Annotated in this window: 14 protein-coding genes; 6 read left to right on the top strand and 8 right to left on the bottom strand. The window is 46.0% G+C overall.

The features are described 5' to 3' along the window. Positions 1-8: 8 nt before the first annotated feature. Positions 9-2,912, bottom strand: a complete 2,904-nt coding sequence (locus G3570_RS12690; RefSeq protein WP_249067084.1) for an FAD-binding and (Fe-S)-binding domain-containing protein — start codon at positions 2,910-2,912, stop codon at positions 9-11. A gap of 80 nt (positions 2,913-2,992) precedes the next feature. Further along, positions 2,993-4,198, bottom strand: a complete 1,206-nt coding sequence (gene lhgO, locus G3570_RS12685; RefSeq protein WP_165143707.1) for an L-2-hydroxyglutarate oxidase — start codon at positions 4,196-4,198, stop codon at positions 2,993-2,995. Positions 4,199-4,390: 192 nt separating this feature from the next. On the opposite strand from lhgO, the gene G3570_RS12680 reads away from it, so the two are divergent. The 3 genes from G3570_RS12680 to gldC all read left to right on the top strand — a co-directional run bounded on the left by G3570_RS12680 (position 4,391) and on the right by gldC (position 6,810). Next, positions 4,391-4,954: a TlpA family protein disulfide reductase gene (locus G3570_RS12680; RefSeq protein ID WP_165142942.1), complete on the top strand. Its 564-nt coding sequence runs from the start codon at positions 4,391-4,393 to the stop codon at positions 4,952-4,954. 81 nt (positions 4,955-5,035) lie between these two features. Then, positions 5,036-6,346: an adenosylhomocysteinase gene (gene ahcY / locus G3570_RS12675; protein ID WP_165142940.1), complete on the top strand. Its 1,311-nt coding sequence runs from the start codon at positions 5,036-5,038 to the stop codon at positions 6,344-6,346. Positions 6,347-6,474: 128 nt separating this feature from the next. Beyond that, entirely contained in the window at positions 6,475-6,810 is a 336-nt protein-coding gene (gene gldC / locus G3570_RS12670) for a gliding motility protein GldC (RefSeq protein ID WP_165142938.1), read from the top strand. A 72-nt stretch (positions 6,811-6,882) separates the two neighbouring features. On the opposite strand, the gene amrB is transcribed toward gldC, so the two are convergent. Together amrB and nth are read right to left on the bottom strand one after the other, a co-directional pair. Beyond that, the gene (amrB, locus tag G3570_RS12665) at positions 6,883-8,148 is read right to left on the bottom strand and encodes an AmmeMemoRadiSam system protein B (protein ID WP_165142936.1); all 1,266 of its coding nucleotides are present in this window, start codon (positions 8,146-8,148) and stop codon (positions 6,883-6,885) included. A gap of 328 nt (positions 8,149-8,476) precedes the next feature. Continuing rightward, complete coding sequence (gene nth / locus G3570_RS12660; protein WP_165142934.1) at positions 8,477-9,184, bottom strand: endonuclease III; 708 nt, start codon at positions 9,182-9,184, stop codon at positions 8,477-8,479. Positions 9,185-9,316: 132 nt separating this feature from the next. Between nth and G3570_RS12655 the strand changes: the two genes are divergently transcribed. Both G3570_RS12655 and G3570_RS12650 read left to right on the top strand, forming a co-directional pair. Beyond that, entirely contained in the window at positions 9,317-10,591 is a 1,275-nt protein-coding gene (locus G3570_RS12655) for a spinster family MFS transporter (RefSeq protein ID WP_165142932.1), read from the top strand. Between the two features lie 180 nt (positions 10,592-10,771). Then, the gene (locus G3570_RS12650) at positions 10,772-11,146 is read left to right on the top strand and encodes a four helix bundle protein (protein ID WP_165142930.1); all 375 of its coding nucleotides are present in this window, start codon (positions 10,772-10,774) and stop codon (positions 11,144-11,146) included. A gap of 69 nt (positions 11,147-11,215) precedes the next feature. Here the strand turns inward: G3570_RS12650 and G3570_RS12645 are convergent, their stop codons facing one another. The 3 genes from G3570_RS12645 to G3570_RS12635 form a co-directional block, all read right to left on the bottom strand. Continuing rightward, a complete protein-coding gene (locus G3570_RS12645; RefSeq protein ID WP_249067080.1) occupies positions 11,216-12,640 on the bottom strand; it encodes an NAD(P)(+) transhydrogenase (Re/Si-specific) subunit beta in 1,425 nt (474 codons plus the stop codon). Then, positions 12,640-12,936 (bottom strand): NAD(P) transhydrogenase subunit alpha part 2, encoded by a 297-nt coding sequence (locus G3570_RS12640; protein ID WP_165142928.1) that lies wholly within the window; start codon positions 12,934-12,936, stop codon positions 12,640-12,642. The genes G3570_RS12645 and G3570_RS12640 overlap by 1 nt, the downstream gene beginning before the upstream one ends. A 65-nt stretch (positions 12,937-13,001) precedes the next feature. Then, positions 13,002-14,141, bottom strand: coding sequence for a Re/Si-specific NAD(P)(+) transhydrogenase subunit alpha (locus G3570_RS12635; protein WP_165142926.1), 1,140 nt, complete (start codon positions 14,139-14,141; stop codon positions 13,002-13,004). Positions 14,142-14,359: 218 nt separating this feature from the next. Between G3570_RS12635 and trxB the strand changes: the two genes are divergently transcribed. After that, positions 14,360-15,340 (top strand): thioredoxin-disulfide reductase, encoded by a 981-nt coding sequence (gene trxB, locus G3570_RS12630; RefSeq protein ID WP_249067078.1) that lies wholly within the window; start codon positions 14,360-14,362, stop codon positions 15,338-15,340. A gap of 243 nt (positions 15,341-15,583) precedes the next feature. Here trxB and G3570_RS12625 read toward each other — a convergent pair whose 3' ends face one another. Beyond that, a complete protein-coding gene (locus G3570_RS12625) occupies positions 15,584-16,009 on the bottom strand; it encodes a DUF4342 domain-containing protein (RefSeq protein WP_165142922.1) in 426 nt (141 codons plus the stop codon). Positions 16,010-16,081: the final 72 nt, after the last annotated feature.

Here is a 16,081-nt window from a genome sequence, read left to right as displayed (position 1 = left end):
TCCGTGTCCTATAAAAGATTCCGGGCAATCAACTCTGCAGGGTGATAAGCTCTTGCGCCCGTACCGTCTTTGATTTGATGGCGACAGGAAAAGCCGGGTGCACAGATCAGTGCTGAACCGCTTTGCAGTTCACTTTCTTTGTCACGCAACTTCGGAAATAGTACCAACTCACCAATATCCATAGATACCCCATAATGATCTTTCTCGTAACCGAAACTTCCTGCCATACCGCAGCAGCCGGTTTCAAGGTCATTCACTGAATATCCCGCATAAGAAAGTGCCTCAAGAGTAGGTCCGTTTCCAACCAGTGCCTTGGCATGGCAGTGCCCGTGCAGTTCTATCTCAGTATCACCATTTAGAAAGATTTCCTGCTTTTTTGGGTGCTCTTTCAACTCTTTGACTATGAATTCTTCAAACTGGTAGGATTGTTCAGCAATTGTTTTTGCCAATTCAAGCTGATTCTCATTGCATAGATCCAGGTATTCGTCCCTGAGTGTCAGGATCTCGGAGGGTTCCAGGCCGACAATAGGTATATCCTGACGCACATATTCGGCCAGTAATGGAATGTTTCGGTTCGCCAATTTTACGGCAGCATCTAACATCCCTTTCGACAGCTGCGGTCTGCCCAGATCGGAGATTTCTGCCAACAGCACTTCATAGTCCAGGGCCTCAAGCACTTTTACGGCTGATTTACCGATAGCCGGATCGTGATAGTCAGAAAATATGTCGGCAATGAGTAGAACCTTTTTTTTCGACATGTTCTTTCGATTTCTTTTTTTAAACCAATTCGAAAATGTCTGTTTCGCAAATCCGGGCAGCGTACGCTTCTTGTGAATATTAAAAAAGGTATGAAGCAGTTCCTTGCCCACCGGTGACGTCAGAATACGATTGGTCAGTCCCGGAAAAGCGGCGGCAAGAGGGTACAATTTGGCTGCCTGCCCAAAAAACCGCTCTGAAAGTTTTATACCTTTTCGGTCGTGCCAGCCCTGCATGAATTCGGCTTTCATTCGCGCCATATCTACATTGGCGGGACACTCACTCTTGCAGGCTTTACAACTGATGCAGAGTTCGAGTGCGTCATGCAACTCTTCAGATTCAAAGGCATTGGCCTGTCTGCCTGAAAAAAGCTGACGGAACAGGTTGGCGCGTCCCCGTGTGCTGTCTTTCTCCTCTTTGGTTGCCATATACGAGGGACACATGGTGCCGCCGCTTTCTGCCAGCTTGCGGCAGACCCCCGCCCCGTTGCATAACTCAACGGCATTGCCAAAGCTGCCTTCTTTTCTCCAATTAAAAAGTGTATTGACTTCCGGTTTTGTATAACCCGGGGATACTCTAAGATTCTCACTGATCGGTTTGGGCTTAACGATTTTACCGGGATTGAACAGGTAATTGGGATCCCAAAGCTCTTTGACTTTACGGAGCAACGGCATCATTTCGGTACCCAGCACCTTCTCGATATAGGGTGATCGTGCCCGGCCGTCTCCATGCTCACCTGATAGCGACCCCCGGTAGGAAGAAACAAGAGAGGCAATCTCCTCTGCCATCACTTCCATCTTTTGAATGCCTTCAGGTTTGGATATATCGATAACCGGACGCAGATGCAATTCTCCAACTGAGGCATGTGCATAAAAGACACAGTCGGTATGATATTTATCCAGTATCTCCTGGAAATCATCTACATAAGCGGGTAAATCCTGCACACGAACTGCGGTGTCTTCGCAAAAGGAGGGTGAACGCTGGTCGGATCCGAGCCCCATGAGAAGTCCCAGTCCCGCTTTTCTAAGATTCCATACTTTCTTAATGTCTTCTTCGTCTTCGATTATTGGTGTAGAGTTGGAAAGTCCCAGCTCTGATAGCCTTTTCTTGAGTTTTGTGGCTTTTTCAAGCAATTCTTCCCGGTTATTTCCGTCGAGTTCAATAATAAGAATGGCATATGGATCTCCATTCAGGAAAAACCGGTTTTTACGCTGTTCGATATTCCCTTTGGTGGCTTCCAATATAATATGATCAACCAGTTCCACGGCAGCCGGTTTAAATGTTACGGCTTCTACCGTTGCTTCCATGGCCTTTCGGATGGAGGTGAAATGTGGAGCAAGCACCACCCGGTGAGGTTCTGTTGGTACGAGTTGAAGTTTGGCAGCAGCGGTCATAGCCAGCGTGCCCTCACTTCCGCAAAGAAGTTCCGCCATATTAAACTTACGACCGTCCGGATCAAAGGGCTGCATCTCGCAAAGCCTGTCAAGAGCATATCCGGTGTTACGTCGAATGATATCCGGATGGGGATAGGCTTCCTGAATTTGCTCTCTATTCTGATTGATTAGCTTCACCATTCCCCGGTAGATGTGCCCCTCCAGTGTATCCAGCTTCATCTTTTCCTGCAGCTCCCCTTCATCAACCGGATGAAAACGAACAAGAGAACCGTCACTTAGAACGGCTTCAATTTCCAAAACATGTTCCCTGGTAGTACGATGTTTAATAGAGTAGATGCCGCACGAGTTGTTACCGATCATACCTCCAATCATGCACCGGTTGGTGGTGGCAGTATCAGGCCCAAATAGCAGGTTATGAGCTGCTGCTTCCCGGTTGAGAGTGTCCCGGATGACCCCTGGCTGAAGGTGCGCATATTTTTCACGGGCATTAATATCATAGATATTCGTCATATGACGCGATACATCCATGATCACGCCATTTCCGGTAGCCTGCCCTGCCAGGGAAGTTCCCCCGCTACGTGCTGTGATGGTGAACTGCTCACGGTTGGCTTTTCTCACCAGTTTTTGAATATCGGTTGTTGTTTGCGGAAAGACGACACCCATTGGCAATTCTTCATACATCGAGGCGTCATTGGCATAGAGATGCCTGGTCAGTGAATCGGTATGGATGTGGAGGTCCGGCGTATCGGTTGGAGTGCTCATAGATTTGAGATTACAATAATCTCAGTATTTTCCAAAATGGAATAGAACACGGATTTGTGTTCTGTAATATATTTTGAAAACTAAAGAGCGAAGGCTTCCTGTGCCTTTTTTACGATTTCATCGCCTATCGCCAGACCGGCAGTAGCCGCAGGGCTGGGCGCATTCAGCACATGAATCTCCCGGTTGGTAGCCGCAAATTTGAAATCATCGACTATCTCTCCTTCCGGGGTCAGGGCCATAGCGCGCACACCCGCCGGAGCAGGCTTGAGGTCAGATGCCTGAATGGATGGAATCAGCTTCTGAAGACCTTCTACGAATGCTTTTTTGGATAGGGAGCGATAGTACTCATCCACACCCATGCGCCAGTGTTTTTTTGCCAGCTTCCAAAAACCGGGAAAGTTTACGGTTTCTATGGTTTCCTGAAGGTCAAAAGAGAACTTGTCATATCCTTCTCTTTTAAAAGCAAAGACGGCATTTGGCCCACACTCAACATTTCCTTGTACCATTTTAGTGAAGTGTACGCCGAGGAAAGGAAAAGCGGGATTGGGGGTAGGGTAGATAAGGCCCTTAACCATATGCTGCGCTTCCGGAGTCAATTCAAAATACTCACCACGGAAAGGCACGATCTGAATATCATTTTGAATTCCGGCCGACTCGGCTACACGGTCACTATACAGGCCTGCGCAATTGATCAGGTATCTGGTGGTAATGGATTCCTGCTCAGTATCAACAGTCACAGTATTCTTCTCACGATTGTGCCGGATATTTCGAACCGGAGCTCCGCATCTTACCTTCCCATTGCCCTCCTCTATGAGATCACGAAGTTTTTGACAAACTCCCACATAATCAACGATACCGGAACAGGGAACATGGATAGCCTCAATGCCTTCGGCGTATGGTTCAATTTCAGTAAGCTCCTTTCGGTCAATTTTTTGGATGCCTTCGATTTCATTGATCTTTCCAGTCTCATAGATCTTTTGCAGGCGAGGGAGCTCGTTCTCCTCAGTTGCCACGATAACTTTTCCACAGATTTCATAAGCCACACCATTATTTTCACAGAAATCTACCAGTTGATGCCGCCCATCCACACAATTTTTCGCGCGGTAGCTATTGGGTTTGTAATAGATGCCGGAATGGATAACCCCGGAATTGTTTCCTGTTTGGTGTGCAGCAATCTCATCTTCTTTTTCCAATACCAGGATGGAAGCGTCTGGGTAGGCAAGCGAGAGTTTGTAAGCGGTTGACAAACCTACAATGCCGGCACCGACGATAGTGAAGTCGTGAATCATGAATGATTATGAGGTTAAAAGCATTGTTAATTTTCGGCAAATATACGAATTAGATCGGGCCTTTTAAGATTATAGTTTTTTATGGATTTCGGTATTACAGGATGCCGCTAATTCATTATCTTGTCGCGCAATATCTTCAGGAGGCATATGTTTAAAAGTAAATGACAATCAATTAATTAAATAGACCACATGACCATTTTAAAACAAATATTACTGTTGTCGCTATCATTCATGATCTTCGCTTGCGGCAGTCAGGATAATCAGAACTCCGATACACAGGCAGTCTCAGACACGGAATCGGTTGAAATGACCGAAGCAAGTTATGTGGAGCAGGCGACCTTCGAGGATATGTCAGGAAATACGGTCAGTGTCTCTGACTTTAAAGGCAAGGTTGTTCTGATCGACTTCTGGGAAACCTGGTGCAAGCCATGTCTGGCTATCTTCCCGACCATGCAAAAACTGCAAGAAGAGTACCCCGATGATTTTGTAGTGCTGGCCGTCAATCCCGGTTTTGCCGATACTAAGGAGGATGCCCAGAATTTTATTTCGGAGCATGATTATGATTTCAGATACCTTCTCGACAGCAACGATCTCAATGAAAAACTGAATGTACAATCCATTCCGTTTAAGGTATATGTGGATGCGGAAGGCAACTTCATAAAATCCGATATAGGAAGCTATGGAGAGAATAAGGATTACCAGGCACTGAAATCGGTCATAGAAAAGCATAAATTGTCCTCTGAAGGGGAATGAAAGAGGTGCGATTTAGGTTGATGCGACCTGATTAAAAGCTTATTTTTAGAAACTTTCTACAAAATCAAAAAAGAGAAATTCATGTCACAGCAAGTAAAAGAGAAACTTCCTTACAAAGTCAAGGATATTGAACTGGCCGATTTTGGCCGTAAAGAGATTCGCCTGGCAGAAGCAGAGATGCCCGGCCTGATGTCTATTCGAGAAGAGTATTCCAAACAAAAACCGCTGAAAGGAGCTCGTATCGCCGGCTGCCTTCATATGACGGTACAAACTGCCGTACTGATTGAAACCCTGGTGGAACTGGGTGCTGAAGTACAGTGGTCGTCCTGCAATATTTTCTCAACACAGGATCATGCCGCAGCGGCTATCGCAAAGACGGGCGTGCCTGTTTATGCCTGGAAAGGGGAAACCGAAGAAGAATATATCTGGTGCATTGAGCAGACCCTATTCTTCGAAGATGGAAAACCGTTGAATATGATACTTGATGACGGTGGAGACCTCACTGCACTGGTACACGAAGAGTATCCTGAATTGCTAAGTGATATCAGGGGTATTTCTGAAGAGACTACAACCGGTGTCAATCGCCTGTACCAAATGGCCAAAAACGGTACACTCGGAGCTCCTGCTATCAACGTGAATGACTCTGTAACCAAATCAAAGTTCGACAACAAATACGGATGCCGTGAGTCCTGCGCCGATGCCCTTCGACGTGCCACAGATGTCATGATGGCCGGTAAAGTTGCGGTTGTTGCAGGTTACGGTGATGTAGGTAAAGGATCTGCCGCTTCTCTTCGAGGAGCCGGAGCCCGTGTGATTGTTACCGAGATTGATCCCATTTGTGCCCTTCAGGCAGCAATGGATGGCTACGAAGTCAAGAAAATGGATACCGTGATAGATCGTGCAGATATCGTTGTAACCGCAACAGGTAATAAGGATATTCTTACCGAGCGTCACTTCAAGGCAATGAAAGACAAAGCTATTGTCGGTAACATCGGTCACTTCGATAATGAGATTGACGTGGCCTGGCTCAAAGCCAATGCCGAACGTGACAACATCAAGCCGCAGGTTGACCTGTTCAGGCTTGAGAGCGGAAAAGAGATTATCCTGCTGGCAGAAGGTCGTCTTATGAACCTCGGAAACGCAACAGGACATCCCTCTTTTGTAATGTCAAACAGCTTCGCAAACCAGACACTGGCGCAAATCGCACTGTGGAACCGTCCCGAAGAGTTTGAAATGGGAGTTCACGTGTTGCCCAAAGATCTGGATGAGAAAGTAGCTCGCCTGCACCTCGAGAAAATCGGTGTTGAGCTCGAAGAGCTGACCGACGAGCAGGCAGAATATATCGATGTGCCGAAAGAAGGCCCATACAAGCCTGAGCACTATCGATACTAATTCCACTATCTATTTTTTAAAGCCTCATTCGTCTTTGATGGATGAGGCTTTATTTATTCCCATAAGTGACTCAGTCACTTTTAGCACCAGTAAATTTCAATTTAGTATTATTTAACCTACTTGCGTTTATGTCATCCAAAAAGAAAGAGATAAGTATTACTGTAGAACTGGATGAAAACAACATTCCGACCTCCATCGACTGGAATGCCAGTGATAAGGAGGGTGAAGACATAGCCCAGTGCCGGGCCATGTTGCTCTCTATGTGGGACCACCAGAAAAAAGATACCCTGAGGCTGGACCTCTGGACCAAAGAGATGACCATTGATGAGATGAAGATCTTTTTTCATCAGACACTGGTTACCATGGCAGATACGCTTCAAAACGCCACTAACGAAGATCAGATGGCCGAAGACATGCGGGATTTCACGGCCTACTTTGCGGATAAAATGGAGATCACAGAATAAGAATTAAGAATTACAAATTAGGAATTATGAATTAGGTTTGAAGTAGTTAAACGCTTTTTTAATTCTAAATTCTTAATTCATTTTATCCGTGTTCCAATATAGTATCGAACCGAAACTGACAGCGCTTTCACGTTCGTGTTCATCCCAGAGATCGTAGTTGAGAACTTTACCCTTTAGACCGGACATTGATTTTAAAAAGGTATAGAGTGGAGGAAATCCACAGATGCGATAGGGATCATATTTTTCACTGATCAGTTCAAGCAGTTCATCAGGCTTAGCTTCTTCTCCTTTCGAAAGAAAACGTTGGTCAAACTTTCTTACCTCCTCAAACATTTCTCTCGCCGGTTTTTTGTCTCCGAACTTTTTACCGACATGAGCCAGGTCACCGCTGATGAGAAAAAAAGTATCGTTATCATTCCCAAACTGTTTTTGAAGAGATTCACCAAACTTCGCTATCTGCTCAGCCCTGTGTCCCTCTCTCATATACATCAGGTCGTCTATGCTGCTGACAAGTACCGGCACGATACTGAATTCATGTTTCCACAGGTGACTCAGAAACAAAAGGGGAAGTTCAATACTATGTTCAATTCTATGGGCCCGGTCGCGGTCGGTTAACCCGTTTTCGCTGTTTTCGGAAACCAGTTTATCGATAGCTTTTTTATCAGAAGTTATGGTACGCGTAGGTAATTGAAAGTTCTTCCGACTAACAATGAAAGGGTAGTTTTGGTAGACATCTCGGTAGAGTCCTGCGTAGTGAGAGGTGGCTAGAATAACTAACCGTTTTGGTTCAAGGTATCGGATGGCCGAAAAAGCATGGGCATAAGTATCCATTCCAACCCTTGGGTCAATATGAGGCGCATACAATGCTTTAGCAGAGCCATTGGCAAGCGTTTCGCCGTTGGACCGGATGCCGGAAAAAGCATTTTCCAAATAAGTTTGCAACTCATCCGGCTCTTTGGGATAGGAAGAGCCCGGAGTGACCGCCTCGTGGGTACCGGATTCCTCGTATTGCTGCTCAATCTGTTCTGCGTAGTTATAATAGTGGGATGATTGCAGCAGCCTATTCTCATCCAGGAAACGGATATATTTCAACAGCTGGTCAGTAGACACATTTTCGCCAAGGTAAGGGGATAGATCTTCAATGCTTTTGCGTCCGTCGAGCAGAGAAAGCAGGGAAGCCGCCTGGCGATCTAAAGCAAAGTCAGGAGTGGCATAGCCAAGGCTGTCGTGAAAGTAGAGATACGACTGCCCGTTATTTTCAACCGGAATTATGTCAATGTTTCTTCTTACTCCCGGAATTGGGTCCGTCTTTGAATCAAATAATTGTTCTTTGCTCATTGCTGCTGTTGGGTATTAGAGAATTAAGAATTAAAAATTAGGAATTGAGAATTAAAAAGACGGTAAAACAGCCTCATAAATAACCTTAAGAGTTTAGAATCATTACTCATTACTTCTCACCCATCCTCTTTAAGAGGCTTGTAGTCTCGCATTTTAGCTAATCTGATAAAAATGGAATGAAAACTTTTAAAATTTGCCATGCTCTGGGGAGTGCTCCAATGGAGTGCCTCTGGCATAACTCCCTCGGAGCCTGCTTTATATTTCATGTTTCAAAACTTTTCACTTCTAATTTTTCACTTTTCACTTCTCACTTCTCACTTCTCACTCATTACTCCTCTTCCCTCATCTCCCGGCATTCACAATTCACCCCGTACTTCTTGCAAATGGGATGATCGGGTGCTTCAGAGATCCGTGCTTTACAGGCATTCCTTCCGTGATGAATAAACAAATGCGACAAATTGGTCCACTCTTCACGCGGAAACAACGCCATGAGGTCTTTTTCTATTTTGTTGGTGTTTTTCTCTTCTTCGGTCAGCGCGAAACGGTTAGAGAGGCGTCTGACGTGCGTATCCACAACCACCCCTTTGTTGATATTGAAGGCATTACCCAGTACGACGTTGGCCGTTTTTCGGGCCACACCACGAAGATTCAGCAGCTCCTTCATATTCTGTGGCACTTCACCGTCATGCTCCTCAGCAATGATCTGAGAAGATTCTTTAAGTGCTTTAGCTTTGTTCCGGTAAAACCCTGTAGATCGTACAAGTTCTTCCAGTTCCTGTATGGGCGCCTCTGCCATTTGCTCGGGAGTAGGGTAGGTCTCAAAAAGATCGGGAGTTACCTTGTTTACCCGCACGTCGGTACACTGGGCGCTCAGTATTGTCGCGCACAAAAGTTCAAAAGCATTCCGGTGATCAAGGGCACAGTGAGGATTCGGGTAATGCTCATATAGTTCAGCAAGGAGTTCCTCGGCACGCTTTTTTTGCTTATCGGTTTTCTCAGGCAGCTTTGGTAGATCAGGGTATAGCTTAACGGGCATGTGATAAATTTCTGGTCATTTAGTAAATGATTAATCAGCAGAAAATGGCAAAGTAGACGCACTTTTACAATCAAACAAAGTCTGAATATGAAGAAATCCTTTTTTAGATTCCGCTCTCATTAAAAATCAATTATGAGCATTACCGAGAAAAAGGCAAGAAAACTGATAGGCAGCACCTATGCCTGGGTTATACTCGGGCTGGTCACACTGATCTATATTTCCAGTTTTGTTGACCGTCAGATCATTGCCGTGCTGGCCACCCAGATTCAGGCTGAAATGGACATGAATAACCTCCAGGTAGGTCTGCTTTACGGAACAGCCTTTTCGCTGATATACGCTATTTGTGGAATTCCGATGGGTCGCCTGGCTGATCTTTATTCACGAAAGATAATGATTGTGGCCGGTCTGCTGATATGGAGCCTGATGACATTCATCAGCGGTTTCGCCACTTCACTCACTTTTTTGATAACTGCCCGCATGTTTGTCGGTATCAGTGAATCGGCCTTAAGTCCCGCAGTGTACTCCCTGCTTTCCGATTATTTCAGACCGGAACAACGCGCTACGGTATTTTCGATATATGCCTCCGGTATATTTATCGGAATTGGCGTGGCTTTCATCGGCGGGGGAACAGTCGCCCAACTGTATGACTGGCGTACCGCTTTGATGGTGGTAGGAGCTCCGGGTATTCTATTAGTGGGCGTGGCCTGGTTCCTTATCCGCGAGCTGCCGCGTGGGATCACCCAACAGAAGGCGCGTTATGATGTGGATATGTCCATGAGGGAAGTATTGGTATACATTCTCAGCAAAAAGACCATTCTCTTTCACTTCCTGGGCTTTTCCTTTTTGGCCCTGACGGGTTATACGGTTCTTGGTTTTGTCGGTACAGTTCTGAAGGAAGTTCATGAAGCTCAAAACCTCTTGCCCTATTATGGTTGGTTCATGCTCGCAACAGGGCTGAGTGTCGTGTCATCCGGTAAAGCGGCTGATTGGCTGGCTGAAAGATGGGGACCGTCTAAGCGTTTTATTATGGGAATGGTCGCCGGACTGGCCTGTCTGCCTCTTTACTATTTGGGACTATTTGCCGGCACCGGTTGGATGGCGCTGTTGCTGATCGGTTCTGCAAACGTGATTTCTTCCTCCTACAATGGTGTGGCTGCGGCTCTCATTCAATACCTGGTGAAGCCAAATATGCGCGCGCTGGCCGGAGGTTTGTACCTGTTTGTAATCAGTGTGATCGGTTTTGGGGTAGGTCCGCCCCTAACGGGTTGGCTAATGGATATGGTGTTTACTGGGGCCTATGGTCCGGCAAAGGCGCTCATGCTGGTGATCAGCTGTTGCGGGATATTGGGCAGTTTATGTTTTGTATTGGCGATGAGATTTTATGATGGGGATGCTGAGGTTGAGTAGAGCAGGATACAGGATACAGGATACAGGATGCAAGATGCAAGATATACGTTTATGGGTAAAAAATTAGATTTCTAGATAGTTTTACATTAGGATATTTTCGACTTTTAAAATTTTACTTGTAAGGAAGTTCTTACCTATCGGTCTATCCTAAAAAAGCACTTCTATCAAAATTTTTGACCGGTGAGCTACAAAAATCTGGAGATATGGAAATTGTCAAGAGAAGTAACTGTAGTTATTCATGAAATGAGTATGCTACTTCCAAAGTATGAGTTATACGAAACAGGTAGTCAAGTCAGAAGATCGTCAAAGTCAATTCGCTCGAATATTGTTGAAGGCTATGGCAGAAGAAGGTACAAACAAGATTTCATCAAATTTTTGATTTATGCTCATTCTTCTGTTGACGAAACAAGAGATCATATTGAGACGCTATACGAAACTAAATCACTTGCTGACGAAGAAGTATATAAAGAGATTTCTATTAAATTAGATCTTTTAGGCAAGAAACTATATCAGTTTATACAATCCGTAGAAACCAACCATAAAAGTAATTCCTAAAACCCTCAAAACAATCCCATAAACTAGTATCCTAAACCTGAATCCTGCATCTTGTATCCTGAAACCTGACTAAACTTCATTCAGTGCCTGTGCAAGTGCTTGTAGCGATTTCTTCGCATCCCCGAAGAACATCTGGTTGGTCTCTTTATAGAACAGGGGATTGTCAATTCCTGCAAAACCCGGACTCAAACTCCGCTTGAACACAATGGTCCTTTCGGCTTCATCGACATTGAGAATAGGCATACCGTAAATCGGACTGCCCGGCTCGGTTTTGGCCACCGGATTTACCACATCGTTGGCACCAATAATCAGCACCACATCCGTTGACTTGAAATCCGGGTTTATTTGCTCCATATCATAGAGCTGGTCGTAAGGCACATCAGCTTCCGCGAGCAGTACGTTCATGTGTCCGGGCATGCGACCGGCCACCGGATGAATACCATATTTAACTTCTACACCTTTGGCTTCGAGTTTGTCAGCTACTTCCTTCAATACGTGTTGCGCCTGGGCAACCGCGAGTCCGTATCCGGGTGTAATGATCACTTTGCCGGCATAGGCACACTGTAGTGCGACATCCTCAGGTGTGGTTTCTCGTACCGTTTTATCGGTATCAGCTGCCGGTCCAGAGCCGCTGCCCCCGTCTCCGCCGCCGAATGCCCCAAAGAGTACATTACCGAGCGTCCGGTTCATGGCCTTGCACATGATGTTGGTGAGTATAAGTCCGGCGGCACCTACCAGCGCACCACTTATGATAAGAAGATTGTTGTTGATGACAAATCCGGCCATCGATGCGGCAATACCGGAGTAAGAGTTTAGCAGTGAAATAACCACCGGCATATCCGCACCACCGATCGGCAACACTGTGAGTATTCCGAGCAGCAGGGAGAGACCGAATAACAGCCAGAAAACCAATTGGTATTCCGGATCGACAGCAAACCATCCCACCAATCCGAATAAGCCTGCAGTCAATAGCAGGTTAAAAATATTCTGCCCGGGAAATGTTAACGGTCGGCCGCTGATAAATCCTTTCAATTTACCAAAAGCTACGAAACTGCCGGTAAAGGTTATGGAACCGATCAGAATACTGAGTCCCACCGTAACAAGATCCTGAACTTCAAGCATGGTTGGATCTAAGGTTCTGCTGAGCTCACCCCAGGCTACCAGCGCCGAGGCACCGCCACCAAAACCGTTGAATATGGCTACCATTTCCGGCATAGCCGTCATTTCCACTTTTTTGGCTGCGACGGCACCAATGAGGCTACCGATGACTACGCCGGCAATAATGAAATTGAAACTTACAACCTGCTGATCGAAGAGTGTAACAATCACCCCGATAAGCATTCCGAGTGCGGCCAGCTGGTTTCCTGACCGGGCGGTAGCCGGTGATCCAAGTCGTTTAATACCTACGATAAAAACCCCGGTGGCAACCAGGTAGACAAGCTGAATTATATCCGGCAGAAAGTTTTGAATTGACGGAGGTAAAAATTGACTCATTATTTATCCTCCTTCGTTTTCTTCTTCTTAAACATTTCCAGCATGCGGTCGGTTACCATGAATCCCCCGACCACGTTGATCGTAGCGAAGATAATGGCTGCAAGGCCTATCCACTGAGCCCATTCGCCCCCGGAATGACCCGCAACCACCAGGGCACCGATGATGGTAATACCCGAAATGGCGTTGGCACCCGACATCAGGGGCGTGTGAAGAGTAGGAGGCACTTTTGAGATCAGTTCAAAGCCTATAAATGAGGCCAGAACGAAAATGAAAAGGTTAAATATGAGTCCGGACATAATAGCTTATTTTAAATTCGAAAGTCCAAAATTCGAATGTTCGAAACAATAGTTTAGTATTTCGGTCATTCGGATTTCGAATTTTCTTTGAGCATTGGAGAAATAATTTCTCCCTGATGCGTAATGGTGGTATTCAGAGTAATTTCGTCTTCAAAATCAAAATGAGGTTTTCCTTCTTCCAGCAGATGATCCAGCAGGGCCATCATGTTTTTGGAATAGAGCTGACTGGCATGATAGGCCAGGCTACTGGCGATATTCAACGGACCTGCAACCTTTACTTCATTGACTTCAATCGTTTCACCGGCTTTTGTCAACTCGCAGTTTCCGCCTTGCTCGGCAGCCAGGTCTACAACCACCGACCCGGGATGCATATCATGCACCATCTGCTCCGTCACCAGCTTGGGAGCCGGTTTGCCGGGAATGAGGGCGGTAGTAATTATGATATCCGATTTCTTAGCGTGGTCATGAATAACTTGCCGCTGCCGCTCCTGCTTGTCTTCACTGAGCTCTTTGGCATAGCCGCCTTTTGTTTCGGTATCTTCATCCAGGTCGGGTACCTCCACGAATTTGGCCCCAAGACTTTCCACCTGCTCTTTGACAGCGGGACGAATATCAAAAGCTTCTACGACGGCTCCTAACCGTTTGGCAGTGGCAATCGACTGAAGTCCGGCAACACCGGCACCGAGAACCAGAACCTTAGCAGGAGCAACCGTCCCGGCAGCGGTCATCATCATAGGGAGATAGCGGTCCAGCTCATTGGCACCGATCAGTGCGGCTTTATAACCTGCAATTGAACTCATAGAGGAGAGTGCATCCATATTTTGTGCCCTTGAAATACGTGGTATGGCATCCATCCCAAGGGCTGTAATCTTATGTTCTTTCAGAAAAGCAACTGTATCTTCATTTTGCAGAGCCCATAGAAAGCAGACCAGGATAGAGCCCTCTTTCAGTTTGCCGAGGTCATCATGTTCAGGCGTTTGAATAGAGATTAAAATATCAGAGGAGGAGAACAATTTTGAACGATCATCGACGATGGAAGCCCCTGCTTCACGGTAGGATTCATCCAGGTAGTTGGATGCCAGGCCGGCATCTTTTTCGATCTGTACTTCCAAACCTTTATCTACAAGTTTAGCTACCGTCTCGGGGATGAGCGCAACGCGCTTTTCAAGTTCTGCAGTTTCTTTTGGGACACCAACAATCACCATTAACCCTCCAAATTTTTAAGTTACCCTCAAACATATATAAATGTGGATGGATTGCAAATAGAAATTTAACCACGAATATCTTGGTTTAAAGCCGTCATTATTCGTATTGGGAAGGTTTAAATATCAACTGGCTCTATATTTCTTATAGAAAATATCGACTCACGCTTTTGTGCTTTATTTTGTACTTTTGGATGAATCAAAAGCAAAGATTTTTTTCAATGGAAGATATTGCAGGAAAAACATTTGATGTAGTAATTGTAGGCAGCGGTCCGGCCGGATTGACAGCCGCTTTGTATGCCGCACGGGCTGATCTGAAACCCCTCGTATTTGAAGGACCCGAACCGGGAGGTCAACTGATGCAGACCACCGATGTAGAGAACTATCCGGGATATCCTGAAGGCGTGATGGGTCCCAAGATGATGGAGGATTTCCGGGAGCAGGCCAAACGGTTTGGTGCCGACTGCCGCTATGGTATGGTTACGGATATTGATTTTGACAAGCGCCCCTACAAGCTTACTGTTGATGAAGAGACTGAATTGTATGCTAAGGCTATTATCGTCTCAACAGGAGCCTCTGCCAAGTGGCTGGGGCTTGATAGTGAGCAGCGCCTGCGCGGCAAAGGGGTATCCGCTTGTGCTACTTGCGACGGTGCCTTTTTCCGTGACCAGCACGTTGTCGTGGTAGGCGGTGGTGATACCGCCATGGAAGAAGCTACTTTCCTGACCAAGTTTGCCAGCAAAGTGACCGTATTGCATCGACGTCAGGAACTGCGTGCCTCAAAAGCCATGCAGACCCGCGCTTTTAAGGACGATAAAATTGAATTTATGTGGGATTCCGAGCTGCATAAGGTGCTTGGCGATGAAGTGGTTGAAGGTGTTGAAGTCATCAATAACGAGACCGATGAAATTACCACTTTGGATGATGTGACCGGAGTCTTCATCGCTATTGGTCACAAGCCAAATACAGATCTCTTTAAAGGAGTACTGGCTATGGACGATGTAGGTTACATTGAAACCAAGGGACAGTCGACTCGCACCGATATGGAAGGCATATTTGCTTGCGGCGATGCGATGGATCCGGTTTATCGCCAGGCTGTAACAGCTGCAGGAACCGGCTGCCGGGCGGCATTAGACGCCGAGAAGTTTCTTGCTGAAGTCGAACTCAGCGATGAAGCAGTTGCCGAGGAACACTGGAAGTAGTTCAGGTTACAGTTAGCAGAGATCAGTGTTCAGTGTGAGGGAACAGTGAACAATTCTGAATTCAGAATTCAGGAGTCAGAATTCAGAATTTTAAAAAAGCTTAGGCCTCGTCAATCGCTCCGCGGTTGACGTTAAAGTGGACGCTCCGCGTCCATTTCTGGGACCAATTCCGAGTTACAACACTGAGAATTCAACTCGAGACCTAAGAACCAAATCAACAGCAGATGCTCACTGACACACTGATCACTCTTCTTCGTCACTCTTTTTCTTGCCGACAGTTTTATCGGTCTTTTCTTCTGCTTTGGGCTCTTTTTCCTCAGTCTCTTCCTCATCTTCAATATCCACGATGACTTCGGCCTCGGCCTCAACTTCATACTCATCTTCACCCATCTCATCGGCAGGGTATTTTTCCACGATGATTTTCACATCATTCATAAACAGGGCAAACATGCTGATGGCAGATACAATAGGAGCCATTGCTGTTATCAGTGCTGTCCCCGCAATTCCGGCCGTTAGCTGTGTCTGAAACAGTACTTTGCCATTGCTATCCTTGATAAGGAGCCGGCGCGCATTCCCCTCCTTGATGATCTTCTTCACCTGGCTGATTATTTCTGAAGCCGTGCCTTTCAATTCTTCCGTAAAGGTCTTCTTAGATTCGGATGTCTTCATAATTTCTTTTTCCATGATTAACTGAACATTCTAAATGATCAAAAAATATTCCCCACTTTTGTAAGGAATGGT

The sequence above is a fragment of the Halalkalibaculum roseum genome (genome assembly GCF_011059145.1).
Taxonomy (GTDB): Bacteria; Bacteroidota; Rhodothermia; order Balneolales; family Balneolaceae; genus Halalkalibaculum; species Halalkalibaculum roseum.
The sequence above is the reverse complement of the archived record's forward strand: the minus strand, read 5'-3'. Positions and strand labels throughout refer to the sequence as shown.

Excerpts from the sequence above, each read along its gene's own strand:
- G3570_RS12690 (WP_249067084.1), bottom strand. The coding sequence starts at position 2,912 with ATGAGCACTCCAACCGATACGCCGGACCTCCACATCCATACCGATTCA.
- G3570_RS12680 (WP_165142942.1), top strand. The coding sequence starts at position 4,391 with ATGACCATTTTAAAACAAATATTACTGTTGTCGCTATCATTCATGATC.
- ahcY (WP_165142940.1), top strand. The coding sequence starts at position 5,036 with ATGTCACAGCAAGTAAAAGAGAAACTTCCTTACAAAGTCAAGGATATT.
- gldC (WP_165142938.1), top strand. The coding sequence starts at position 6,475 with ATGTCATCCAAAAAGAAAGAGATAAGTATTACTGTAGAACTGGATGAA.
- amrB (WP_165142936.1), bottom strand. The coding sequence starts at position 8,148 with ATGAGCAAAGAACAATTATTTGATTCAAAGACGGACCCAATTCCGGGA.
- nth (WP_165142934.1), bottom strand. The coding sequence starts at position 9,184 with ATGCCCGTTAAGCTATACCCTGATCTACCAAAGCTGCCTGAGAAAACC.
- G3570_RS12655 (WP_165142932.1), top strand. The coding sequence starts at position 9,317 with ATGAGCATTACCGAGAAAAAGGCAAGAAAACTGATAGGCAGCACCTAT.
- G3570_RS12645 (WP_249067080.1), bottom strand. The coding sequence starts at position 12,640 with ATGAGTCAATTTTTACCTCCGTCAATTCAAAACTTTCTGCCGGATATA.
- G3570_RS12640 (WP_165142928.1), bottom strand. The coding sequence starts at position 12,936 with ATGTCCGGACTCATATTTAACCTTTTCATTTTCGTTCTGGCCTCATTT.
- G3570_RS12635 (WP_165142926.1), bottom strand. The coding sequence starts at position 14,141 with ATGGTGATTGTTGGTGTCCCAAAAGAAACTGCAGAACTTGAAAAGCGC.
- trxB (WP_249067078.1), top strand. The coding sequence starts at position 14,360 with ATGGAAGATATTGCAGGAAAAACATTTGATGTAGTAATTGTAGGCAGC.
- G3570_RS12625 (WP_165142922.1), bottom strand. The coding sequence starts at position 16,009 with ATGAAGACATCCGAATCTAAGAAGACCTTTACGGAAGAATTGAAAGGC.